11 protein-coding genes are annotated in these 25,653 nt (G+C 52.5%); 4 read left to right on the top strand and 7 right to left on the bottom strand.

What is annotated here, in order from left to right:
- The first annotated feature begins 140 nt into the window (after positions 1 to 140).
- The 3 genes from ACQYWX_RS20700 (at position 141) to ACQYWX_RS20690 (ending at position 1,720) form a co-directional block, all read left to right on the top strand.
- Entirely contained in the window at positions 141 to 557 is a 417-nt protein-coding gene (locus tag ACQYWX_RS20700) for a hypothetical protein (RefSeq protein WP_216737379.1), read from the top strand.
- Entirely contained in the window at positions 544 to 1,002 is a 459-nt protein-coding gene (locus tag ACQYWX_RS20695) for a hypothetical protein (protein ID WP_216737380.1), read from the top strand. The genes ACQYWX_RS20700 and ACQYWX_RS20695 overlap by 14 nt, the downstream gene beginning before the upstream one ends.
- A gap of 358 nt (positions 1,003 to 1,360) precedes the next feature.
- On the top strand, positions 1,361 to 1,720 hold the full coding sequence (locus ACQYWX_RS20690; RefSeq protein ID WP_279508180.1) for a histone-like nucleoid-structuring protein, MvaT/MvaU family: 360 nt from the start codon (positions 1,361 to 1,363) through the stop codon (positions 1,718 to 1,720).
- 232 nt (positions 1,721 to 1,952) lie between these two features.
- Here the strand turns inward: ACQYWX_RS20690 and ACQYWX_RS20685 are convergent, their stop codons facing one another.
- Together ACQYWX_RS20685 and ACQYWX_RS20680 are read right to left on the bottom strand one after the other, a co-directional pair.
- Positions 1,953 to 16,967: an amino acid adenylation domain-containing protein gene (locus ACQYWX_RS20685; RefSeq protein ID WP_431689526.1), complete on the bottom strand. Its 15,015-nt coding sequence runs from the start codon at positions 16,965 to 16,967 to the stop codon at positions 1,953 to 1,955.
- Positions 16,968 to 17,622: 655 nt separating this feature from the next.
- A complete protein-coding gene (locus tag ACQYWX_RS20680) occupies positions 17,623 to 18,468 on the bottom strand; it encodes a sulfurtransferase (protein WP_431686180.1) in 846 nt (281 codons plus the stop codon).
- 108 nt (positions 18,469 to 18,576) lie between these two features.
- Here ACQYWX_RS20680 and ACQYWX_RS20675 point away from each other — a divergent pair, with 108 nt between their 5' ends.
- A complete protein-coding gene (locus ACQYWX_RS20675) occupies positions 18,577 to 19,569 on the top strand; it encodes a threonine ammonia-lyase (RefSeq protein ID WP_431686179.1) in 993 nt (330 codons plus the stop codon).
- 61 nt (positions 19,570 to 19,630) lie between these two features.
- On the opposite strand, the gene ACQYWX_RS20670 is transcribed toward ACQYWX_RS20675, so the two are convergent.
- The 5 genes from ACQYWX_RS20670 to ACQYWX_RS20650 form a co-directional block, all read right to left on the bottom strand.
- On the bottom strand, positions 19,631 to 21,541 hold the full coding sequence (locus tag ACQYWX_RS20670) for a putative bifunctional diguanylate cyclase/phosphodiesterase (protein ID WP_279508235.1): 1,911 nt from the start codon (positions 21,539 to 21,541) through the stop codon (positions 19,631 to 19,633).
- Positions 21,542 to 21,574: 33 nt separating this feature from the next.
- Complete coding sequence (locus tag ACQYWX_RS20665; RefSeq protein ID WP_431686178.1) at positions 21,575 to 22,705, bottom strand: FIST signal transduction protein; 1,131 nt, start codon at positions 22,703 to 22,705, stop codon at positions 21,575 to 21,577.
- A gap of 190 nt (positions 22,706 to 22,895) precedes the next feature.
- Positions 22,896 to 23,690: an ABC transporter ATP-binding protein gene (locus ACQYWX_RS20660; protein WP_216737387.1), complete on the bottom strand. Its 795-nt coding sequence runs from the start codon at positions 23,688 to 23,690 to the stop codon at positions 22,896 to 22,898.
- A 2-nt stretch (positions 23,691 to 23,692) separates the two neighbouring features.
- Positions 23,693 to 24,586: an ABC transporter permease gene (locus tag ACQYWX_RS20655; RefSeq protein WP_216737388.1), complete on the bottom strand. Its 894-nt coding sequence runs from the start codon at positions 24,584 to 24,586 to the stop codon at positions 23,693 to 23,695.
- Between the two features lie 67 nt (positions 24,587 to 24,653).
- Positions 24,654 to 25,619, bottom strand: coding sequence for an ABC transporter substrate-binding protein (locus ACQYWX_RS20650; RefSeq protein ID WP_279508233.1), 966 nt, complete (start codon positions 25,617 to 25,619; stop codon positions 24,654 to 24,656).
- Positions 25,620 to 25,653 lie beyond the last annotated feature (34 nt).

Below are 25,653 nucleotides of genomic sequence, written 5' to 3'. Positions count from 1 at the left end.
CGCTTAGCCATTAAAGTTTCATATAAAGAAATCCCTGACATACTCTACTCTTATATAGATTCGTTTCGCTTTGACCCATAGGGAAATGGTAACGCGTTAGAACGGTGTTATTTCTCATTTCCAAGGTTAGAGGTGAAGACATGTTAAGAAGCATCTATGAAAGATACTCGGATTTAATGTGGCGTCCTGTGTCTGTGGAGATTGAGGGTGAGGCGCGTGATGCGATGATCTTTGATCTATCGCAGGTGGATGAAAGCGACGCGGAATGTTTTTTCGACGATCTCTTTTGCGACGGCATGCCTGAAAATTTGGACCTGGACACCAAAATTCCGTTTTTAGTCACCGGCTTTATTGACGGCGACTTTGAAGTGGGGGATCTGGATGTCATCGCGCAACCGGAAAGCCTGTTGTTTCTCGATATTGAAAATGCGGAAGATGGAAAATGCCCGGTTTACTACATTGAAGTCGGCGGCACGGCGATAGTGGAAAGCTTTAAGAAGCTATGTGACGATGTGAACGACTTGATTATCGCCCATAGAGAAGATGAAGCAGAATAAATCGACAACGACAGATCTTTATTCGTGGCGCCAGCAGGGAGAAATATATTTCTGGCGCTATAAAACCAACCCCAGCGATTACGCCGGCTGGCATTTGAGCGCGGATGCAACCGGCGCCGATTCACTTTTGCAGTTATTGGGGCAATGTACTCAGGCTAATGACGCTCTATTCCGCACCTTAACCTTAAGCAAGCCTGACGCCGCGGCTGCAGTGGCGAACTGCAGCGATCAGGTTATTACCTTCCCCAAACTCAAACTGATCTATACGCCGGATAGGGCGGAACAATGGATCATTAGTGAAACTGAAGACAAACCTTGTCTGGATATATCGAAACAGGGCGCTCAGATACTAATGCAGGGATTGCAGGATATTATGGCCGGACGCGGAGACTACGCTTCAGGCGACAAGGAACATCGGCTCTGGTTTTGGTGGAGTTTGAAGTAATCGTAATTCTCATACCTCGTAAAGATCCCGTATCCACTCGAATCACTCACGCCATCATAGTTATCACTTATTAACGTGGCGCCAGACCGTCTATGTATAAGTGGTTTTATCTGGCTGTATAGTTCGCATCACAATAGCTTTGATTATAAAGTGATCGAATTTGCGTAAGGGTAGAGTCGATACAACAAAAATTAATATGACGGTAATGTTATTTATTAGTAAATAATTGTGCTTTATAAGTGAAAATGCTTGATGCTTAATAACTTTGCGTTATACTCCGCTTCCAACTCGTATTGTATTGGTCAGGCTGTAGATGGCCCGAAATCAATAGTTTTCATAATTACATTGGGGATAAGAAATGAAAAAGATTAACGCCTACGAAAATACTCTTGCTGAAATCGAAGCGCTGAAAAAGAAACTGGAAGCGCTGGAAAATGACGATGAGCTGAAAAAGAGTCTGGAATTCAAAAAGCAGTTAGAAGAACTGATGAAGACCTACAACGTTTCTTCCGACGAACTGCTGAACCTGCTGGGCCCCGATAAAGCGCCTTCCAAAGCTTCCGCTTCTGACAAGCGTCGTGGCGCGCGTCCTTTGAAAGTCTACAAAAACCCACAGACTGGCGAAGTAGTTGAAACCCGCGGCGGTAACCACAAAGTTCTGAACGCGTGGAAAGAACAATACGGCAAAGAAACTGTTGAGAGCTGGTTGGCTGCTTAATGGTTTAATAAAGCTGTAATCGGTTAGCGCTTATACATCCTCCATACGAAGGGGATATCAGTAAAGCGTCATACCAAGCCTTTATGGAAACGCCTCCTATATGGAGGCGTTTTTCGTTATGCGTACTCCTCAATGTAAAGCAGATACGCCTGTTGATGGTTGTTAGGGGAGGGGCTCCTTCTTGCAGGCTTGGTAGAGCGCCGGAGGGCAGGAAGAAGCCATATCCCCATTTCTACAAAAGCATTTCCTCCTCATTGCTTTCGCTATTCATGCGAATATTCCTCTCTGTATTCAGAATAGGTGCAATAGCTGAGGCAATAGAATGAACGTTGTTAGCTCTCAACATTGATACATGTCCGCCATCCACTTTGTGCGCATTAATGGGTTGGGCGCATAGCTGGTTGTAGTTTTCAACGGCCAAACGAAGTAACTTCGTTGAGAAAGAATCTTCGCTGTATAAGAAAAGAAGCTTTCCATGTAACCTGCCGCTTGGCTCATATTGATTGAATAGTGAGTCTTGGGTAGCATAAACGGCTAAGAACCCATCCAGTAGTTGGGTATTGCCATTGGTGGGGAGTAGGCCTCCTATTACCATTAACTGCTTCAGCTCCTCCTCCGCTGATGGAAAATGGTGGTTTGGATCTCTAGACGTTTCCCCAAGAAACTCATCGACAACATGCAACACTTTTTCTGCGACACTCATGTCCGGCATGGCGGTAACTTCACCGGAAAAGACAGTGTTAGATAGCACTGTATCTAAAATAATGACATGCACCTCCTGGCTGCGTGCTTCCAGTTTCTTCGCCAGCTCAAATACTACCCGTCCGCCAAAAGAGTGACCTAATAAGTAGTAGGGCCCTATCGGTTGCTCGATAGTAATTGCATCCAAGTAACAGCTAATCAATGAATTCCAATCTCTATGAGGCTCTTGAGTTCCATCAAGTCCTTTGGCTTCAAATACTAATACTTGCGCAAACTGACTTAGCGCGTCAGACAGCGCCTGATAAGCAATACTAAATCCCCCCGCTCCAGGTACGCAGAATAATTTAGGGAATGCTTCATTCGATAATGTTTCGTCCGATAATCTTACCAGCGGCTTCCACTCTTTGTGCTTATCTCCGACACGATAGGCGTCAATGTATGTGGCTAAGTCTTTTAACTGTGAATGCCCAAAAATATCTCTTACGGCTATTTGGACGCCCAACTGATCACTAATTGCTGAAACTAACCTTATCACTAGTAAAGAATGTCCTCCCGATGCAAAGAAGTTAGCGTTGGCGCTGATAGGGCGGTCGATCTGCAGCAGTGATCGCCATATGTCAGCTAGTTTGCATTCCGTAGGGGTAGCCGGCGCCACAAACTCATCTGCAGAGGCAGCGTAGTCCGGGGCCGGCAGGGCGTTGCGATCGACTTTGCCGTTGGGCGTTAGCGGCATTGAGTCCAGGATTACAAACGCCGAGGGCGTCATGTAGTCAGGCAATTGTTGCGTAATGGTGCGTCTTAATTCACGGGATAATTGCTCTTCAGCCAAGCTACTGCCAGTCTCGGTGATTACATACGCCACCAGACGTTTATCTCCCCGGTCCTCGCGAGCAACTACAACGGCCTCCTGGACAGCCTCATGCTGCAGTAAAACCGCCTCGATTTCCCCAAGCTCAATGCGAAAACCGCGGATCTTGACCTGATGATCGATGCGCCCCAGGAACTCCAGATTGCCATCCGGCAGCCAGCGCACCAAATCTCCGGTGCGGTACAGGCGATCATGAGGATCGTCGCTGAAAGGGTTCGGAATGAACTTCTCTGCGGTAAGGTCGGGGCGATTTAAGTAACCGCGGGCGAGACCTGCGCCGCCAATATGGAGTTCGCCAGCTACGCCAATGGGTTGTAGTGTTTGGTTCGGCGATAATACATAAACGGACGTGTTTTTAATTGGGCGACCGATAGGAATCGATCGGTTTACATCGATATTGGAGGAAATTGTAAAGCAGCACGTAAAGGTTGTATTTTCAGTCGGACCATAGCCGTTAATTATCGTTAAGTCAGGGTTAATGGAATACAGCTTGGAAACGGTATGAGGCGAAACTACATCTCCTCCCGTTAGGAGGTATTTCAAAGAGTTGATCTTGGATGCGTCCTTGGCGAAATGATCAAATAAGCCAGAGGTTAACCATAGGGTGTTGATATGGTTGCTGTGGATAAATTCATTGAGTTGCAGAATGTCTAGGACTGGCTGAGGGTAGAGGACAAGCCTTCCGCCATTAAGTAAAGCCCCCCAGATCTCAAATGTAGCTGCATCAAATGTAATCGTCGCGCACTGGCCCATGACGGTTTTATCGTTTAATGGCGCATAGTCATTCCCGGTAACTAACCGCGTTACGCCTTGATGAGGTATCAGCGTCCCTTTAGGCCTGCCTGTCGAACCCGAGGTGTAAATCACATACGCCAGGTGCTGCGAAGTCAGTTGCAGACGGTCTTTAGCAATATTCCTATCGGAGCACAGGGAGAGTAGTTGCTGATGGTCTTCCGCATCCAGGTAAATAGAGGCTAGGTTAGCCAGAGGAGGAATGGATCTCTTTAGCGCCGTTTGAGTCACGATTAACTCAACGCCGCTGTCTTCGATCATGTAACCCAGTCGCTCAGTGGGATAGCTGGGGTCTAGCGGCACGTAAGCCCCGCCGGCTTTCAGGATACCCAGTAATCCGATAATCATATCCAGACTGCGCTCTACACAAAGCCCCACCAGCGTGTCGGACTTCACCCCTTGTTCGATTAAGTAATGAGCCAGCCGATTGGCGCGCCGGTTGAGTTCGCCATAGGTCAACTCGTTGCCTTCAGAAACCACCGCCACGGCGTTCGGGGACTTCGCCGCCTGGGCTTCAAACAGCTCATGGATGCATTGCTCGGCTGGGTAGGGCGCGGAGGTCTGGTTCCAGTCGATGAGCAGTTGCTGGGTTTCCTGCTGGGTAAGCAAGGAGTAGGTGTTGATCGATTGGTCCGGTCTGGCGACGATTTCCGTGAGTAGCTGCTGGAAATGGCTCGCCATGCGCTGAATGGTTGCGGCTTCGAACAGCTGGGTGTTGTATTCCCAACTCAGTTTTAGCCCTTCTGCCTCTTCTGATACATGCAAGGTCAAGTCAAACTTGGCTATCGTGAACTCCGGCGTTTGCATCGATAGGGTCAGTTCGGGTAGGGACAGGGTCTCTTGCTGGTTGTTTTGCAAGGCGAGCATCACTTGAAATAACGGGGGATGGCTGAGATGGCGGGCGGGCTGTAGCGCTTCAACCAGTTGCTCAAAGGGAACCTGCTGATGGGCGTAGGCCTCCAACGCCGTTTGCCTGCACTGCTGGAGCAATGCGTCGAAGATCGGGTTCTCAGACAGATCCGCACGCATAACCAGCGTATTCACAAAGAAGCCGATGAGTGACGCGACTTCTCCTTGCTCGCGATTGGCGACAGGGGAGCCGACCACAATATCCGTTTCGCCGCTGTAGCGGCTCAACAACACGGAAAACGCCGCATGCAACCCCATAAACAGCGTGGCCCCGCGACTGACGCAATAGCGGTTGAATGCGTCACTAAGGGTGTTGTCGATGACGCAGTGATAAGCGGCCCCGTCAAAGGTCTGCGCTGACGGGCGCGGGTGGTCCAAGGGCAACTGATGTACATCCGGCAGTCCTTGCAGTTGCTGACGCCAGTACGCCACTTGCTGCTCCAGCAGCTCGCCTTGCAAATACTCCCGTTGCCACAGGGCGTAGTCCGCATATTGGATAGCTAACGGGGGCAGGGGATTGGATTGGCCCTGAACGAAAGCTGCATACAAGGCGTTCAGCTCACGGACCAAGACGCCGATTGACCAGCCATCGGAAGCGACATGATGCATGGTCAGCAGTAACAAGGCGCGCTGATCGGCAAGCTGTAGTAACTGCCCGCGCAGCAGATAGTCTCGGCTTAAATCGAAGGGTGTCGCGGCTTCGGTTAGCTGGCGTTGCTGAGTGGCTTCTTGTAATTCAGCGGCATTCAAGGCGCGCAGGTCTACTACCTCAAGAGCCCATTCTGCGGGAGGCGGCAGCACATACTGATGGGCCCGGCCATCAACTGTTGTGAAACAGGTGCGCAGACTCTCGTGTCGTTCAATGATTGTGGATAAAGCATGGTTTAATGCGCTTATATTCAAGCGACCTTCCAGCATGAACGCGCCGGGCATATTGTAGTGGGCGCTGCCGCCTTCCATGTGCTCAATAAACCATAAGCGCTGTTGCGCATAGGACAGGGGGAGTTCCGTGATTTGCGGATCTCTCGGCGTAATGGCGGGCGCTTTGGGTGCGGTTGGAACGCTTTGCTCAATTAATGCGGCGATCTCAGACAGATGCGGTGTGTTGAACAAGTCCTTGACCGTCACTCCCACAGAAAAAACCTCCCGAATGAGAGCGACCAGGCGAATAGCTAATAGGGAGTGTCCCCCCGACTCAAAAAAGTTGGCGTTGGCGCTGATAGGGCGGTCGATCTGCAGCAGTGATCGCCAGATGTCAGCTAGTTTGCATTCCGTGGTGGTAACCGGCGCCACAAACTCATCCGCCGAAGCGGCGTAGTCCGGGGCTGGCAGGGCGTTGCGATCGACTTTGCCGTTAGGCGTTAGCGGCATTGAGTCCAGAATTACAAACGCCGAGGGCGTCATGTAGTCAGGCAATTGTTGCGTAATGGTGCGTCTTAATTCACGGGATAATTGCTCTTCAGCCAAGCTACTGCCAGTCTCGGTGATTACATACGCCACCAGACGTTTATCGCCCTGTTCCTCGCGGGCAACCACAACGGCCTCCTGGACCGCCTCATGCTGCAGTAAAACCGCTTCGATTTCCCCAAGCTCAATGCGGAAGCCGCGGATCTTGACCTGATGATCGATCCGGCCGAGGAATTCCAGGTTTCCATCCGGCAGCCAGCGCACCAGATCCCCAGTGCGATACAGGCGATCATGAGGATCGTCGCTGAAAGGGTTCGGAATGAACTTCTCTGCGGTAAGGTCGGGGCGATATAAGTAACCGCGAGCGAGACCCGCGCCGCCAATATGGAGTTCGCCAGCTACGCCAATGGGTTGTAGTGACTGGGTCGGCGATAATACATAGAGTTGGGTATTCGCAATGGGAGAACCGATTGGCAGTGAGCTCCTTTCGTTTATATAACGATACAGTGAGCAGTACACAGTAGATTCCGTCGGCCCGTAAGCATTAAATAAAGTCCGCTCTTTTGACCAGTGTTCTGCAAGTGAGGTCGAACAAGCATCGCCGCCTATGATTAGGTTTTTAACGCTGGTCCAATCGGTAACATTCAAGGCAGGTAAAAGAGGAGGAGGCAGCAGTGCGTGCGTGAGTTGATGTTGGGCTACGCTTTTGGAAAGCAGCTCTCCAGACTGTATGGTAGATTGAGGGAATATGTATAAGCTTGCCCCAGAAGTCAGGGCTGTAACCCATTCCCAGGTGGCGGCGTCGAAACTAAGCGAAGCGAACTGTAATACCCGGCTGGACGTGGCAACCTCAAACAAGGATTGCTGAGCCAGCGCCAAATTAACCAGTCCTTGATGTGCAAGTAAAACGCCCTTCGGCTTACCCGTCGACCCGGAGGTGTAAATCACATACGCCAAGTGCTGCGAAGTCAGTTGCAAACGATCTTTAGCGATATTTTTATCGGAGTATAGGGAGAGCAATTGCTGATGGTCTTCCGCATCCAGGAAAATAGAGATCCTGCTCGCCAGAGGGGAAAAGGAATCTTTTAACGCCTGCTGAGTTACGACTAACTCAACGCCGCTGTCTTCGATCATATAACCCAGTCGCTCCATAGGGTAGCTTGGGTCTAGCGGCACGTAAGCCCCGCCGGCTTTCAGGATACCCAGTAATCCAATGATCATGTCCAGGCTCCGCTCCATACAGAGCCCCACCAGCGCGTCGGACTTCACCCCTTGTTCGATCAAGTAATGGGCCAGCTGATTGGCGCGTCGGTTGAGTTCGTCATAGGTCAACGCGTCGTCATTAAACATTACAGCCACCGCGTTCGGAGATTTCGCAGCCTGGGCTTCAAACAGCTCATGGATGCATTGCTCGGCCGGGAAGGGGGCGGCGGTCTGATTCCAGTCAATGAGCAGCTTTTGTGTTTCTTGCTTGGTTAGCATATTCAATTCGCTCATCGCCGCGGAGGTCTCGGTGTGAGTCATGGCGATGAGAAGTTGTTGTAAATGCGCGAGCAGCCGACGAACGCTGTCCTTCGTGAAGCGCTGTGGTTGATACTGCAATTTAAAGTGCAGCCGGTCCCCGGGAACTATAGATAAGGTCAAGGAGTAGTTCGTCGGCTCTTTGGCGACGACCTGTCCTACGGCGAATTGATCTGGAGACGACGCGGATTCTATTAATGAGGCGTCCAGCGGGTAGTTTTCAAATACAAGCAGTGATTCGAATAAATGAAGGCCGCCGCCGACCTCGCTGCAACGTTGAATATCTACTAAAGGCGCATAGCTGTACTGGTCGTGTGTGGCTTGGGCCTTATGTAATTGTTGCAGGCAGTCGGCGATAGAGAGGTTATCCGTCAGCTGCAGCCGCATGGGGACGCTGTTGATAAACAGCCCCATCATCTGCTCTGCGCCGGGAAGCGCCTCCGGGCGTCCTGAGCGCGTGCCGCCAAACACCACATCCTGCTCGCCGCTGTAGCGGCTGAGCAACAGGCCCCATGCGGCTTGCACGACGCTATTGAGCGTCACCTGCTGGCTCTGGGCCAGGTGCTGAAGCTGCGTGGTGAGCGTTGCGGAGAGAGTCAGGCCTGCTTCCTGTTGCGGCTGTGTATCCTCAGTGGCGATCGACGAACGGGCGCCGGGCAGCGCCGTTGGCGCGTTAAATCCGGCTAAGTAGGCGCGCCAATAGTCTTCCGCTTGCGCGGGACTTTGTCGTTGCAACCAAGCGATATATTCTCGGTAAGGCGCGACAGTGGGTAACGAGAGGGACTGTTGATTTTCTCCGAGTTGATAAAGGGTAAGCAGCTCTTTAAACAGTATCGGTAAACACCAGCCGTCCAGCAAAGCATGATGGTGACGCCAGATAAACCAATAATCGGAGTCGCTCGTTTGCGCCAGGGTAAAATCCATGAGCGGCGCCCGCAGTAGGTCATAGTGGGGAGCCTCTTCCAGTAATGCCTGCAGGTTCGCCTGTTGCTCCAGCTCACTTAACGGACGCCAGTCCAGCCGCCGCCAAGGCGCCTCCGCCTGGGATTGAACAAGCTGTAGCGGTTCCTGCCCGTCTATTGATGTAAAGGCGGTTCGCAGGATGGCGTGGCGCGCTATCAGGCTCCGCCAGCACTGTTGAAACAGGAGCGGGTCAAGCCGGCGCAGCATGATGCCCAGCCGGGTCATATACACCCCGGTGTCTCCGCCTAACTCGCTGTGGAACAACATCCCTTGCTGCATCGGCGTGCTGGGGTAGAGATCCTCTAATGCAGGGTAGTCCTGCTGTAGGCGGTCGAGCTGGCGTTGAGACAATTTAACCAGAGGGAAGTCAGAAGGCGTGTGGCTCCCTGCGGAGTGGGCGCAATGGCGAATGATCTCGGTTAAGTAAAAGCGATAGCGGTCCGCCAGTTCGGCGATGTGCTCAGCGGCGAATTGGCTGGAGTGATAGTCCAAAGTGAGTCGCCATTGTCCGGAAGTCGCCAGGCAATTGAAGCCCAGGAGGTGCTCGCGTTGCAGTTGGGGACCAACGCTTTCCCCAGTGTCAGTGATGGACAGCTGAAGTGCGTTGGCTTGATCAAACTGACCTAAATAATTGAAGACCACGGCAGAGGGCCGATGCTCGGGCAAGGCGTCTGCTTGAAAGCGTTGCAACACGCCATAATCAATGCCCTTGTTCGGTATCTGTCGCAGCTGTTCCTTCACCGCTTTAATGTGTTCGCCTATCTCAGCAGAGTTTGTTGAGTTTGTTGAGTTTGTTGAGTTTGTTGAGTTTGTTGAGTTTGTTGAGTCTGTTGAGTCTGTTGAGTCTGCGGATGCGCTGGTCGCCTTGCGTAAATGCACCGGGAAAACAGAAGTGAACCAGCCGACGGTTTCACTCAGATTAGTGTCTTCAAACAGCGCCTCGCGACCGTGACCTTCCAGATCAACGCGTAAACTGTCGCCGCCGGTCCAGTCGGTGACGGCCAATAATAAAGCGGTCAATAACAGGTCGTTGATCTGGGTGTGATAACAGGCATTGCTTTGCTGCAGCAGCTGTTGAGTCAAGGTCTCGCTGAGCTGCAGCGAGTGATAAGCCGTCCGCTGGTAGTCCAGGCTATCGGTCGACGACAAGGGCTGGGCCGGTAAGTCCGGCGCGGGCAGGCTTAGCGTCTGTCTCCAGTAACTGGCGGTTTGCCGGCAGGCGGATGTCTCGCTGTACGCCTCCAGTTGTTCGGCCCAGGCTTGGTAACTGCTGGTTTTGGGTTGCAAGGTAATCGTTGCGGAGGCGGCGTATTGCTCAAGCGCCTGTTGCAAGTCCTGGAGCAAGACCCGCCATGACACGCCGTCCACAATCAAGTGATGCATGATCCAAATGAGTTCACTGGCGGCTGTGGCCTCATCGTAAATCCACAGCCAGCGGCTTAGCGGCGGTTGCGCCAGATCAAAACTGGCTTGTAACGGGTTCGCCTTCTCGGCGATCAGCCGCCGCCGGGCGTCCTCCGCCGCCATGGGTGGTAGGTTCAGACGATGTATCGTATCCGCTATTGCTGCGGGGGCGAGGGACAGATAACTGGCGCGCCAGTGCGAGGTCTGCTGTTGGAAAGCCAGACGCAAGACGTCATGACGCGCCACTATCGCCGCCAGAGCATGACGCAAGGCCTCTTCCGTCACGCCAGCGGGCAAGGGTACGCGAACGGCCTGGTTAAAATGATGCGCGCCCATGGGCTGGGTTGCCAGGAAGTGTTGTTGTATGGGTAATAAGGTCTGCGTTCCTGCGCTGTCTTCCTGAGGCGCATCGGATCCGGCTTTGGCCGTCACCTGCAGGGCGAGCTCAGCAATAGTCTGGTGCGTAAACAGCTGGCGGGTGGTTAACGCCAGGCCCGCTCTTTGCGCTCTGGAAGCCACTTGCATGGCCTTTATGGAATCCCCGCCAACGGTAAAGAAGTTCGCCCCGACGCTCACCTGTTCAAGGCCCAGCACTTCTCGCCAGATCGCGCAAAGCAGCGTCTCAATCGGCGACGTTGGCGCAATGTAGTCAACCTGAGGCGTATAGTCCGGGGCTGGCAGGGCGTTGCGATCGACTTTGCCATTGGGCGTTAGCGGCATTGAGTCCAGGATTACAAACGCCGAGGGCGTCATATAATCCGGCAATTGCTGTTTTATGATCCGCCTTAGATCCTCAATCGTGGCAGTCGCCGTTGTCTCATCGGCGACTGCCACGACGTACGCCACCAGACGTTTATCGCCCTGTTCCTCGCGGGCAACCACAACGGACTCCTGGACTGCCTCATGCTGCAGTAAAACCGCTTCGATTTCCCCAAGCTCAATGCGGAAGCCGCGGATCTTGACCTGATGATCGATCCGGCCGAGGAATTCCAGGTTTCCATCCGGCAGCCAACGCACCAGATCCCCGGTGCGATACAGGCGATCATGAGGAACGTCGCTGAAAGGGTTCGGAATGAACTTCTCTGCGGTAAGGTCGGGGCGATTTAAGTAACCGCGGGCGAGACCTGCGCCGCCAATATGGAGTTCGCCAGCTACGCCAATGGGTTGTAGTGATTGGGTCGGAGATAATACATAGAGTTGGGTATTCGCAATGGGGGAACCGATTGGCAGTGAGCTCCTCTCGTTTATATAACGATACAGTGAGCAGTACACAGTAGATTCCGTCGGCCCGTAAGCATTAAATAAAGTCCGCTCTTTTGACCAGTGTCCTGCAAGTGAGGCCGAACAAGCATCGCCGCCTATGATTAGGTTTTTGACGCTGGTCCAATCAGTAACATTCAAGACAGGTAAAAGAGGAGGAGGCAGCAGTGCGTGCGTGAGTTGATGTTGGGCTACGCTTTTGGAAAGCAGCTCTCCAGACTGTATGGTAGATTGAGGGAATATGTATAAGCTTGCCCCAGAAGTCAGGGCTGTAACCCATTCCCAGGTGGCGGCGTCAAAACTAAGCGAAGCAAATTGTAATAGCCGGCTGGACGCGGTGACGTCAAACAAGGATTGTTGAGCCAGAGCCAAATTAACCAGCCCTTGATGTGCAAGACATGCCCCCTTTGGTTTTCCTGTCGAACCCGAGGTGTAAATCACATACGCCAAGTGCTGCGAAGTCAGTTGCAAACGATCTTTAGCGATATTTTTATCGGAGTATGGGGAGAGCAATTGCTGATGATCTTCTGCATTCAGGCAAATAGAGGATATGTTCGCCAGAGGAGGAATGGATCTCTTTAGCGCTGTTTGAGTCACGACTAACTCAACGCCGCTGTCTTCGATCATGTAACCCAGTCGCTCCATAGGGTAGCTTGGGTCCAGAGGCACATAAGCGCCGCCGGCTTTCAGGATACCCAGTAATCCGATAATCATATCCAGACTGCGCTCTACACAAAGCCCCACCAGCGTGTCGGACTTCACCCCTTGTTCGATTAAGTAATGAGCCAGCCGATTGGCGCGCCGGTTGAGTTCGCCATAGGTCAACTCGTTGCCTTCAGAAACCACCGCCACGGCGTTCGGGGACTTCGCCGCCTGGGCTTCAAACAGCTCATGGATGCATTGCTCGGCTGGGTAGGGCGCGGAGGTCTGGTTCCAGTCGATGAGCAGTTGCTGGGTTTCCTGCTGGGTAAGCAAGGAGTAGGTGTTGATCGATTGGTCCGGTCTGGCGACGATTTCCGTGAGTAGCTGCTGGAAATGGCTCGCCATGCGCTGAATGGTTGCGGCTTCGAACAGCTGGGTGTTGTATTCCCAACTCAGTTTTAGCCCTTCTGCCTCTTCTGATACATGCAAGGTCAAGTCAAACTTGGCTATCGTGAACTCCGGCGTTTGCATCGATAGGGTCAGTTCGGGTAGGGACAGGGTCTCTTGCTGGTTGTTTTGCAAGGCGAGCATCACTTGAAATAACGGGGGATGGCTGAGATGGCGGGCGGGCTGTAGCGCTTCAACCAGTTGCTCAAAGGGAACCTGCTGATGGGCGTAGGCCTCCAACGCCGTTTGCCTGCACTGCTGGAGCAATGCGTCGAAGATCGGGTTCTCAGACAGATCCGCACGCATAACCAGCGTATTCACAAAGAAGCCGATGAGTGACGCGACTTCTCCTTGCTCGCGATTGGCGACAGGGGAGCCGACCACAATATCCGTTTCGCCGCTGTAGCGGCTCAACAACACGGAAAACGCCGCATGCAACCCCATAAACAGCGTGGCCCCGCGACTGACGCAATAGCGGTTGAATGCGTCACTAAGGGTGTTGTCGATGACGCAGTGATAAGCGGCCCCGTCAAAGGTCTGCGCTGACGGGCGCGGGTGGTCCAAGGGCAACTGATGTACATCCGGCAGTCCTTGCAGTTGCTGACGCCAGTACGCCACTTGCTGCTCCAGCAGCTCGCCTTGCAAATACTCCCGTTGCCACAGGGCGTAGTCCGCATATTGGATAGCTAACGGGGGAAGGGGGTTAGATTGCCCTTGGGTGAAGGCCGTATATAAGGCGTTCAGCTCACGAATCAATACGCCGATTGACCAGCCATCGGAAGCGACATGATGCATGGTCAGCAGTAACAAGGCGCGCTGATCGGCAAGCTGTAGCAAACGTCCGCGCAGCAGATAGTCTCGGCTTAAATCAAAAGGTTTTGAGGCTTCGGCTTGTTGGACTTGCTGAATAGTTTGGTTTAATGCTTCGCCTTCCATTTTGCGTAGGTCCGCCACTTCAACACCCCAGTTATTAGGGGGCGGCAGTACGTACTGATGGGCCCGGCCATCAACTGTTGTGAAACAGGTGCGCAGACTCTCGTGTCGTTCAATGATTGTGGATAAAGCATGGTTTAATGCGCTTATATTCAAGCGACCTTCTAGTATGAACGCGCCGGGCATATTGTAGTGCGCGCTGCCGCCTTCCATGTGGTCAATAAACCATAAGCGCTGTTGCGCATAGGACAGGGGGAGTTCCGTGATTTGCGGATCTCTCGGCGTAATGGCGGGCGCTTTGGGTGCAGTTGGAACGCTTTGCTCAATTAATGCGGCGATCTCAGACAGGTGCGGTGTGTTGAACAAGTCCTTGACCGTCACTCCCACAGAAAAGGCCTCCCTAATGAGAGCGACTAGGCGAACGGCTAATAAGGAGTGTCCCCCCAACTCAAAAAAGTTGGCGTTGGCGCTGATGGGGCAGTTGATCTGCAGCAGGGACCGCCAGATGTCAGCCAGTCTGCATTCCGTGGGAGTAATCGGCGCTACAAACTCATCTACGGAGGCTGCGTAGTCCGGGGCGGGTAAGGCGTTGCGATCGACTTTGCCGTTGGGTGTTAGCGGCATTGAGTCCAGGATTACAAACGCCGAGGGCGCCATATAATCCGGCAATTGCTGTTTTATTATCTGCCTTAGTTCATCAATTAAGGAACTCTCTGTCGTCTCATCGGCGACTACCACGACATACGCCACCAGACGTTTATCGTTCTGGTCTTCGCGAGCTACCACAACGGCCTCCCGGACGGCCTTAAGTTGTAAAAGCACCGCTTCGATTTCCCCAAGCTCAATGCGAAAACCGCGGATCTTGACCTGATGATCGATGCGCCCCAGGAACTCCAGATTGCCATCCGGCAGCCAGCGCACCAAATCTCCGGTGCGGTACAGGCGATCATGAGGATCGTCGCTGAAAGGGTTCGGAATGAACTTCTCTGCGGTAAGGTCGGGGCGATTTAAGTAACCGCGGGCGAGACCTGCGCCGCCAATATGGAGTTCGCCAGCTACGCCAATGGGTTGTAGTGTTTGGTTCGGCGATAATACATAAACGGACGTGTTTTTAATTGGGCGACCGATAGGAATCGATCGGTTTACATCGATATTGGAGGAAATTGTAAAGCAGCACGTAAAGGTTGTATTTTCAGTCGGACCATAGCCGTTAATTATCGTTAAGTCAGGGTTAATGGAATACAGCTTGGAAACGGTATGAGGCGAAACTACATCTCCTCCCGTTAGGAGGTATTTCAAAGAGTTGATCTTGGATGCGTCCTTGGCGAAATGATCAAATAAGCCAGAGGTTAACCATAGGGTGTTGATATGGTTGCTGTGGATAAATTCATTGAGTTGCAGAATGTCTAGGACTGGCTGAGGGTAGAGGACAAGCCTTCCGCCATTAAGTAAAGCCCCCCAGATCTCAAATGTAGCTGCATCAAATGTAATCGTCGCGCACTGGCCCATGACGGTTTTATCGTTTAATGGCGCATAGTCATTCCCGGTAACTAACCGCGTTACGCCTTGATGAGGTATCAGCGTCCCTTTAGGCCTGCCTGTCGAACCCGAGGTGTAAATCACATACGCCAGGTGCTGCGAAGTCAGTTGCAGACGGTCTTTAGCAATATTCCTATCGGAGCACAGGGAGAGTAGTTGCTGATGGTCTTCCGCATCCAGGTAAATAGAGGCTAGGTTAGCCAGAGGAGGAATGGATCTCTTTAGCGCCGTTTGAGTCACGATTAACTCAACGCCGCTGTCTTCGATCATGTAACCCAGTCGCTCAGTGGGATAGCTGGGGTCTAGCGGCACGTAAGCCCCGCCGGCTTTCAGGATACCCAGTAATCCAATGATCATGTCCAGGCTCCGCTCCACGCAGAGCCCCACCAGCGCGTCGGGCTTCACCCCTTGTTCGATTAAGTAATGAGCCAGCTGATTGGCGCGCCGGTTGAGTTCGCCATAGGTCAATTTGTCGTCTTCAAATACGACCGCCACGGCGTTCGGGGACTTCGCCGCCTGGGCTTCAAACAACTCATGGATGCATTGCTCGGCCGGGAAGGGGGCGTCGGTTTGGTTCCAGTCGATGAGCAGTTGCTGGGTTTCTGGTTGAGTGAGGATTGGAATGAGGTCGATAGACTGATCATGATATTGCTCAAAGCTGAGTATTATATGGACTATTCTGTCCGCCAATAATGCAGCCTCATCTTTTGAAAAATAATCAGTTCTATAGCTGAGTTTGAGCTGTAAAGGCTGATTCGCCCCGTAATCGCACCATCGGATTTGTAATGGCGTCATCTCATCATCGCTTGATAGGTGTTCAAATGAAGTTCTTAGATTGCCAAGATGAAAGTCTAAATTAAATGACTCTTGGTTTATTAGAATTTCAAATAGATTGTTATGATTTTTCGAATTTATACTTAAATCCCGTTTCAAGTGACTAATGGGATACCTCTGGTGTCTATAGCTTTGTCTCAGCTTCTTGTTTGCCTTTTTTAATAGTTCAGACAGAGTTATTCTTGGCGATATTTTTGTTTTAAAAGGCATGACGCCTGTCATCATGCCAATTGTCAGCCTTTCTTCTTTATTTTGACGGTTATGAGTGGGTATCCCGAATGTAAGTGTATCGATGGATTTTATTTTAGAAAAATATATGGATGTGGCGGCTATTGTTAGCTGGAGTAAGGAAGTGCTAAATAAAATCTCCAGTTTTTTTAATTTTTTTGCGCTATCAGAGGATAAATATAGTGAGTGGTGTTTACTTTTATGGCTTTTTTTTGTATTTTTTTTATCAAGGGTAATTGTGGGGGTTGTCGAAAATTGGTCAATCCAATACTGCCTGTCTTTTTTGTATTTCTCAGACGAAATGTAGCGATTAGAGTTAATGGCGCACTTTTCATAAGAAGGTATTGTTGCTAACCATTCCAACGACTCGCCATTAGTGATGCAGTTGTACGTCTTTGCAACTAATTTTGTGTAATTTATGTATCCTAGTCCGTCAACTAATATGTGATGCGCTTTTACGACCCACCTATGTTTTTGATTATCTGTTTTGATTAATGTGTTTTCGTGAAAATGATTTTTTGTTAAATCAAAAGGAGTTGAAAAATAGCTTTTTATCCAGCACCTTAACTTAAGTTCTGGATTTTTTTCTCTTGATAAGTCTAAATGTGAAATGGCGCATTTTATATTTTTTGGATCGAATGTTTGTTGTAATACTTCGCCAGAAAAGTCAAAACATACACTAAGAGTGTCGACTGAACAGGTTGTTTTTACTATGGCCTCTCTGAAGGCCTCTACATTCAGGTTTCCTTCAATTGTGAAACACCCTCCAATATTATAATGAGCGCTGTCCGGGTGCATTAGTTGATCAAAGTAAACTTCCTCTTGAGAAGGATGCAATGAAATCCACTTTCCTTTGTCTTGATTAGAAATTGACATTTTTGTACCTATCCCTGATGTAAATAATTCTCAATTAATTGGTGTTGTTTTCGAAAATAAATTTGTGAGCGAGAACTTGATGTGAGAAAGAGAAGTAATTTACGGCTCTTTAAAATCCTTTATCAACCGCATTAAGTACTTAAGGAAAGTTGCCTTTAAGTGAATTTATAAATCCTGTCGATGCGCTATAAATGTTGTTAATTTCGTGGATTTTATATCTATTTTTCTCGAAATGATGAGTTATTTGTTGGGGAGATGAGGCCGGTTTATAGTTTTTTGAATCCAGTAGTTACATTTTGTAATGTGGCTGATTTGTGATAAATAGTTATCTTTACGGTGTAAACTTAAAGTTTTTGTCGCATGGCAGGCGAAGGGCATGTTGTTTGAGGAAGATAGAAGGCCTTTATTTGCTTGTCAGGTTATTGCTGTTTTATGAAATGCTCAGGTTCCTATGAAGGCGTGCGAAAATGTATAACGGGGCAGGGCGATAACTGATTTAAATTCAGTATTAATTGAGCGTCACAAAGGCGTCATTGCTAATAAAATGACGCCAGTGAGATGTTTATATATCTGAAGGCTATTCGTTACCAACGGCAATGGGGTGGTTGGGATCGGTGATCCACTCGCTCCAGGAGCCGGGGTAGAGTTTGGGCATGGGGTAGCCCGCCAGGTGGGCGGAGAAGATGTTGTGGCAGGCGGTGACGCCGGAGCCGCAGTAGCAAATGACTTCCCAGGCTTTGCCGTGAGCGTAATAGTTGGCGAAGCGACGGCGTAATTCTTCTTCCGGTTTGAATACGCCTTCGGGGGTCAGGTTTTCTTCAAAGGGGGCGCAGATCGCGTTGGGGATGTGTCCGGCGACGGGATCTATCGGCTCCATCTCTCCTGCGAATCGCGGCGCGGCGCGGGCGTCCAGAATATTGACCGACGCGTCGTTCAGCTTGCTGTGCAACTCCTCCGCTGTCACCAGCAGGCGCTCGTCGGGCGTCGCTTCGTAAGCGTCAACCTGCTTGGGCGTCGCTGGCTCAGTGGACATGTCATAACCTGCTGCGCGCCAGGCTTTCAGGCCTCCGTCCAGAATGCGGACGTCTGCGTGACCGAGCCATTTTAACAACCACCACAAGCGAGATGCGTAGGCGCCTGGGCCGTCGTCGTAGGCGACGACGATATCTTCCGAGGTGATTCCCGACTGCTGTAACCAGCCCAGAAACTGGTGGACCTCCGGCAAAGGGTGGCGACCTGTTTTACCTGGAATCACCGGCGCTGATAAGTCCTTGTTCAGGTCGGCGTATACGGCCCCTGGAATGTGATCCTGCTGATAGGCGAGGCGTCCGTATTCCGGGTCGTTGAGCGCGAAGCGGCAATCGATTATGCGATATTTGGCGTCGCCCAAATGCGAATGCAGGGATGCTGGAGAAATTAGCATGGATGTCCTTTTGCTCCTTGTTACATTTCTTTACTTTGAATGCAGTCACAGCGCCTGAACGCGCCTGCGTATATGCTAGCCGTCGCCCACATTGCCTGAGACTGACTTATGAAGGACCAAGTCGTTGATATTCGCGACATATTCAAAGCCCGTCAAACGGTTTCGCGTAATCTCAAGCCTACTCAATTGTTACGCTATGAGAGCCTCTCCAGACTGATAGGCGCGGATATCTACATCAAACACGAGAATCATAACCCCACCGCCAGCCAAAAAATACGCGGCGCGGTCAATCTTGCGTGGGAATTGCGGCGCAATGGCGTCACCCGCATCGTCACCGCCGCCAACGGGGCTTCGGGATTGGCGCTGGCGTGCGCCGCCCGCTTGTTTAATATGTGCGCGCTGGTGGTAGTACCGGAAAAAAGCCCGCTGTCTTTGATTCAAACGATACAGGACCAAGGGGCGGAAGTTCGCGCGAATGGAATCGACTTTCCTGAGTCGTTACGCATTGCGCGTCGTATGGAGGAAAATGGCGATTACTACTTTGTGCATCCCGCCAACGAAATGCAGTTTATTCATGGTTGCGCCACCGCCGCTCTGGAGGTGATTGAAGAATTGCCTGAAGCGGACGTGGCGATTGGCTCCGTGGGGATGGGCGGATGCATTGCTTCCACCCTGGCGGCGTCGAGCGTCCTTAATCCCAAGTTGAAAGTCATTGGCGTGCAGGCTGAGTCGGCGCCGGCCGCTTACTTGTCATGGAAAACCGGCGCACTGCAACGTCAGGAGAGCCGTACGTTTTCACAAGAGCTGGGCATGAGTAAAGCCTTTGAAACACCATTCAGCCTGTATACGGAAGCGCTAACGGATTTTGTTCTACTGCCGGAACACCGGTTGTACGAGGGCGTGGCGCTGGCGGCGCATCATACCCGGCAAATGGTGGATGCGGCGGGCGGCGCGCCCATCATGGCGGCTTACCTGCTCAGGCAGAAGCTTCGCAGTAAGACAGTTGTGCTGTTCATGAGCAGTGGCGTGGCGACGGCGGATGAACTGGAGGAGGCCTACACCTTATCCGCATTTCGCAGCGGCAGACCGGAAGAACTCTAACAGAGAGCGGATCTGTCAAAGAATGGGAATGTAGAGAAGGAGCCTAAATGAGTGGCGGCGGTCAGGCGCGATCCTGCAAACGGGTGGTCAGCATTTCACTGATCATCTTGCCGCTGACCGGACGGCTGAAATAGTAGCCTTGGGCCAAGTCGCAGTGTTTCTCCTTAAGCAGATGGACAGTCTCTTCTGTTTCTACGCCTTCCGCCACGACTAGCATATCTAAATGGTGGGCGAGGTTGATCATGGTGTCGACCAGCGCCAGATCCCGTTGTGACTTGGTGATGTCGTCGATGAACATCTTGTCGATTTTCAGGGTGTCCACCGGCAGCCGCTTGAGGTAATTCAAAGAGGAATAACCGGCGCCAAAATCATCCACAGAACAACTGATGCCCAGCTTGCGCAGCTCTCCCAGTATTGCGATGGTGTGTTCGATGTCCTCCATCAAGGCGCTTTCCGTCAGCTCGATTTCCAGCAGTTCGGGCCGCACGGAATAACGTCGCAAAGCCTGAGTGATGGTGCTCAGGACATCCGCGTGCTGAAAGTGGAACGGGGAGATATTGATGGCGACCGAGAAGTCATGGTGATTTTCCCGTCCCCAACGCTGCAATTGTTTGCAGGCTTCCTCGGTGACCCAGTTGCCGATATCGATAATCAGACCGTTTTCCTCCGCCGCAGGAATAAACTCCGCCGGAGAAACCACTTCGCCGCTAGGACGACGCCAGCGTATCAATGCTTCAACGCCGATAATCATATTGCTGTGCAGAGCGATTTTCGGCTGGTACAGCAAATCGAACTCATTCTTTTCCAGCGCCGATTTGAGATTGTTGCGAATCCTCAAGCGATGGGAGGTGAGTATTTCGAATTCGTCAGCGAAGAACTGGCAGTTGTTGCGGCCACGGCTCTTGGCGTGATTCATAGCCATGTCCGCTTTTCGGATCAAAGCGTCAGCGTCGCGACTGTCGGTCGGGTAGAGGGCGATGCCGATCGAGCAGGTGAGATGGAAAGTCTGTTCGCCGACCGTAAAAGGGCGGTCGATGGCGGTACGCAGGCGTTCGGATATCAGGGTCGCCTCAAAGGATGTCTTGATGTTTTCCAGCAGGACGATGAACTCGTCGCCGCCGTAGCGGGCGACCGTCGTCTCTGGCGGCAGGGTCTCCTTGATGCGCTGTGCGGCCATTTGGAGCAACTGGTCGCCGGTTTCCAAGCCAGTGGAGTCGTTGATGTCCTTGAAGCCGTCGAGATCCAGAAACATGACCGCCAGATCCCGCTGCTGACCGCCGCGTCGCTCAATCGCATGAGTGAGGCGTTCGTGGAACAAGGTGCGATTGGGCAGGCCGGTCAGGCTGTCGTGATAGGAGTGAAACAGCGCCTGCTGTTCGCTGCGCTTGAGCTCGGTAATGTCGCTCAGACTCCACACCCGACCAAGCACTTTGCCCTCATGAATACGCGGGTTGGTGTAGCAGTCGATGAAACGGCCGTCTTTCATTTCCAGCAAACAGTAACTGGAGCGCTGGTTGAAGCGTTTATTGAACTCCCAAAGACGGGTCAGCTCATCCAGGTTCTTCACTTTTTCCCGCAAATAGGGACGGATGTGGTGTTTGTTGATGTTTTCCGCCACCTCCTGCTGCATGTCGAACATTTTCAGAAATACGTTATTGCAGGCGATCACCCGATTGTCCTGATCGAACACAATGATGCCGTCACAGGTGGAGTTGAGGGTGGCGTTAAGCAGGGAAACCGAATTCTCCAGCTCCTGTTTGGTGGTGGAGATTTCCTGTAATTGCTGCTTCAGTTCCTGATTGCGTTTGGTGAGTTCTTGCGAAGACAACTCCAGGGCGCGTTCAAGCATGCTGCGCTCTTCATCAGCCTGGAGGTAAGCCGCGTCAATTGCGTCCAGAAGCGCGCGAAGCCGCTCCGGTGGCAGATCGGCGGGTAAAAGTTTTTTCAACTGACGCTCTAACAGCCTATGCATAGGGAGTCATTAAGCTTGGTTGATGTTGCATTCTTAGTCTTCGCTGATTGTTGTAATCGTCATTGTCTGGTTATGCAGGGAGCAGCCAACCCCATTGATTACCGGACTGATTTCGCCATAAGAATAGAAACCGCTTATGGCGGTGTCGGCGCCGAGCACCTCGCGAACGCTTTCCACTTCTTCTTCCGTACGCTGTTTCAGCACCATTTTGCGGCCGACGCAGCTGACCAGTAACGCCAGTTGCGGTTGCCGTCCGCCGGAAAAGCGACTTTGCTCCGCAGCTGAGGCGGCGCCCTCAACGAGTCGTTCGAAATTGGCCTTCATAAATCGGGCGGCGGCGCCTTGAGGCATATCGCCGGCGAAGGTCATGGATTGCTCCGACTCATTGATGCCGAGAATCGTTCTCACAACATAGTGATTATCGGCGAGCTTGACCAGTAGGGGAAACAGCAGTGCGGTAGCTGGTAGCCCATTAGCGTAATCGCCCAGATAATCTTTATAAAGAGAAAGCGCACTATGTTTATCCAATTCAAACAGTATGTTGCGCTCGGATTTGCTGATGCGCCAGTCAGGGCCGAAGGCGTCCCAGCCCCCCATGGAGCCGTAACCGATGCGCAACGAGTCGCCATAAAAGCCGATCGCCGCCACCAGCCCTTCATGCGTTGGCGCGTCGACCCAGACGGACGTATCAGTGAAATCCTGATAATCGCCTGCGAGCCCGCCTGTAATTTTAACTCTATGAGGCAGGGCTTCCTGCGCGCCTTGCACCAGTTCGGAACCGTTGACCTTCAAACCGTCCGACAGCAATAGCACATGGCGCAGCCCTTCCGGCGGCAACTGTTGCGCCACGTTGCGTCCGACAGCGCGGCTATCTGAATCGTCTTGAACAGGGCTGGAAACGACGGCGATGGTTGCGCGGGAGAAGCTGAGCGCCGTGACGGTCAGGGTATTCTCCAGCACTTTGGTTCCCATTATCTCTCCGGCGGTAGAGCAACCGACTAATCGGGCCTGGGGGAAACTTTTTCGTAATGCGGAGTCGACGCCACTGGAAAACAGGAGGGACTGCCGACCGAAGCAAAGCAGCAAAACCGTGTCATGGTCCGGCTGGTCGGGGAGGGGCGTCATCCACTGACCGTTTTTCCGGATGAATTGTTGAATTTGCATTTAAAGGACTACCGCGCAAATGACCCGTAAATGATGATCGATCGCCCGTTGCCTGTTTTGACAGGTGTTTATGCTTTATATCCTAACTATAGATAACGCGGCGAGGATTGCTCAATGTAATTTACAAAGTTTTTCCCGCCGCGCCGGGTTAACGGCCTGAATAGGGTGGCCGTTAAGATTGCGCTGGAAGCTAGCCCAGAAGCAGAGAGTCGTCGGCCAACCCTTGCCCGCTTTTGGTCTCAAACAGTTTCAGCAGGTCCGGAATGGTGGTGGACTGACGCTGTTCGCCTTCAATATCAAAGATAATTTTGCCTTCGTGCAGCATCAGCGTGCGGTCGCCATAGTCCAGCGCCTGCTGCATGCTGTGAGTCACCATCAGAACCGTCAATTTTTCCCGCTCGACGATTTCCGCCGTCAGCTCCAGAACGAAGGCGGCGGTCTTGGGGTCGAGAGCGGCGGTGTGTTCGTCCAGCAACAGAATCTCAATGGGTTGCAGAGTAGCCATCAACAGACTCATCGCCTGGCGCTGTCCGCCGGACAGCAGACCGATCTGATCACCCAAACGATCTTCCAGACCCAACCCCAGACGGGCGACCAGCTCTTTGAAGCGCTTGTTGTCGACGGACTTGATCGCCGGGCGCAAACCGCGACGTTTGCCCCGCGCCAATGCCAACGCCAGATTTTCTTCCAGAGTGAGGGTTTCACAGGTGCCCCGCTTGGGGTCCTGGAATACACGGGCGACATTTTTGGCGCGTTTGTGAGTAGGCGCCTGAGTGACGTCCTGATGGCCAATGACGATTTTGCCGGACTCCGGCTGTATTTCACCGGCGATGGCGTTGAGCAGGGTGCTTTTGCCTGCGCCGTTGCTGCCGATAACAGTGACGAACTGCCCTTGCGGGATGGTCAGGTCGACGCCCCGCAACGCGTAGACTTCCAGCGGCGTGCCGCGGCCAAAGCAGACGTGAAGATCGGATACCTGGATCATGCTTAAGGCCTCCCTGCAGGTTTGAATACAGCGCGTTTGGCGGTAGGCAGAACAATCGCCATGGCCACCAGCGCGGCGGTGATCAGGTTGAGGTCCTGCGCCTGCAGACCCAGAAAGTCGGTGTTAAGGGCGGTCGCCACGGCCAGACGATAAAGTATGGAGCCAAGTATGCAGCCCAGCAGCGCCAGCAATATAGTGCGAGGCGTTAAAAGCGCTTCGCCGCCAATGACCGACGCCAAACCAACCAGGATAACGCCGACGCCCATGGTGATGTCCGCGTTGCCGGTGGATTGCGCGAACAGCGCCCCAGCCAGCGCCACCAACCCGTTGGACAGCGCCATGCCCACCATAATCATGAAACCAGTATTGATCCCTTGCGCCTTCGCCATATGTGGATTGGCGCCTGCCGCGCGCATAGCCAGACCCAGTTCCGACTTCAGGAAGAACAACAGAAAACCGGCGACGGCGATGACTACGACAGCAAAGCCGATAGGGGCGGCGTAGTAATACTTAACGCCCAGGGTATCAAATACGCTGAGGACAGTAGGCTCGCCCAACAACGCGACATTGGGCTTGCCCATGATGCGCAAATTAATGGAGTACAACGCCATCATGGTCAGTATGGAGGCCAGCAAATGCAGAATCTTGAGCCTTACGTTCAACCAGGCGGTGACGCCGCCCGCCATTGCGCCTGCAGTAATCGCCGCAAGCGTGGCCAGCCAGGGATTCCAGCCGAACGTAATCAGGGTGGCGCACACCGCTCCGCCTAAAGGAAAGCTGCCGTCGACGGTGAGGTCGGGGAAGTCCAGGATGCGGAAAGACAGAAACACGCCGAAGGCGACGAGGGCGAATACAAGGCCGACTTCAATAGCGCCAAGAAAAGCGATTTGGGACAAAAGTACCTCCGGGAACAACTGCAATGATGGGAGAGGGCCTCTCCTTGAGGCCCTGGAGAGAGCGGGATCAGCCGCCTACGATTTCCTTGGCTTCTTCAGACAATTTGGAATCCAGTTTGACGCCCATGCGCTCAGCGGCGCCGGGGTTCAGGTAAAGCTCCAGCTTTTCAACGCCTTGTACGTCGATATCGCCAGGGGCTTTACCTTCAAGAATATCCGCTACGATACCGCCGGTCTGTCTGCCTACGTCATAGTAGTTGAAACCATAGGCGGCGATGGCGCCGCGGGTGACGGTGTCTGTGTCGGCGGCGATGACCGGCAGCTTGTTCTGCTCGCCGACTTTGATGACTGCTTCCACGCCGGAAATGACGGTGTTGTCAGTCAGCAGGTAGATAGCGTCGACTTTTCCTACCAGTGAGCGCGCGGCGTTCAGAATCTCTGAACTCTTGGTGACGGCGGCTTCACGCAGCACCAGGCCAGCGCTTGCGCTTTCTGCTTTCAGTCTTTCCACCAGCGAGACGGAGTTGGCTTCGCCGGGGTTGTAGATCGTGCCAATGGTTTTCACATCAGGAACGATGCGCTTAACCAGTTGCAGGTGCTTGTCGATGGGAAGCATGTCCATGGTGCCAGTGACTTTGCCGCCAGGCTTTTCCAGAGTCTTGACCAGTTTTGCTCCCAGAGGATCGGTAACGGCGGAGAAAACGACTGGCGTGTTGCGTGCGGCCGCTGCGGCGGTGATCGCGGAAGGCGTGGCGATGGCGACGATTACGTCAGGCTCTTCACCCGCGAATTTCTTGGCGATCTGGTTGGCGGTAGTCGGGTTGCCCTGAGCGCTTTCGTACATCCACTTCAGGTTCTCGCCGACTTTGAAACCTCTCTCGGCGAGCTCGTCCTGTACGCCCTTACGGCAGGCGTCCAAAGCGGGGTGCTCAACAATCTGGGTGATGGCAACGAATTTCTCGTCAGCAGCCAGAGCCGTCGGACTCATGAAGGGTAACAAGGACAACAAGCCCACCAACAATTTCTTCGACATACACGATCTCTCTTTATGAGTTATGGTTTTTGCC

The sequence above is a fragment of the Hahella sp. NBU794 genome, from assembly GCF_050749805.1.
In the GTDB taxonomy this organism is placed as follows: Bacteria; Pseudomonadota; Gammaproteobacteria; order Pseudomonadales; family Oleiphilaceae; genus Hahella.
This window is presented reverse-complemented; position numbering and strand designations above follow the sequence as displayed.

What these genes read in the sequence shown, in the direction of transcription:
- ACQYWX_RS20700 (WP_216737379.1), top strand. Translation starts at nt 141, where the DNA reads ATGTTAAGAAGCATCTATGAAAGATACTCGGATTTAATGTGGCGTCCT.
- ACQYWX_RS20695 (WP_216737380.1), top strand. Translation starts at nt 544, where the DNA reads ATGAAGCAGAATAAATCGACAACGACAGATCTTTATTCGTGGCGCCAG.
- ACQYWX_RS20690 (WP_279508180.1), top strand. Translation starts at nt 1,361, where the DNA reads ATGAAAAAGATTAACGCCTACGAAAATACTCTTGCTGAAATCGAAGCG.
- ACQYWX_RS20685 (WP_431689526.1), bottom strand. Translation starts at nt 16,967, where the DNA reads ATGCACCCGGACAGCGCTCATTATAATATTGGAGGGTGTTTCACAATT.
- ACQYWX_RS20680 (WP_431686180.1), bottom strand. Translation starts at nt 18,468, where the DNA reads ATGCTAATTTCTCCAGCATCCCTGCATTCGCATTTGGGCGACGCCAAA.
- ACQYWX_RS20675 (WP_431686179.1), top strand. Translation starts at nt 18,577, where the DNA reads ATGAAGGACCAAGTCGTTGATATTCGCGACATATTCAAAGCCCGTCAA.
- ACQYWX_RS20670 (WP_279508235.1), bottom strand. Translation starts at nt 21,541, where the DNA reads ATGCATAGGCTGTTAGAGCGTCAGTTGAAAAAACTTTTACCCGCCGAT.
- ACQYWX_RS20665 (WP_431686178.1), bottom strand. Translation starts at nt 22,705, where the DNA reads ATGCAAATTCAACAATTCATCCGGAAAAACGGTCAGTGGATGACGCCC.
- ACQYWX_RS20660 (WP_216737387.1), bottom strand. Translation starts at nt 23,690, where the DNA reads ATGATCCAGGTATCCGATCTTCACGTCTGCTTTGGCCGCGGCACGCCG.
- ACQYWX_RS20650 (WP_279508233.1), bottom strand. Translation starts at nt 25,619, where the DNA reads ATGTCGAAGAAATTGTTGGTGGGCTTGTTGTCCTTGTTACCCTTCATG.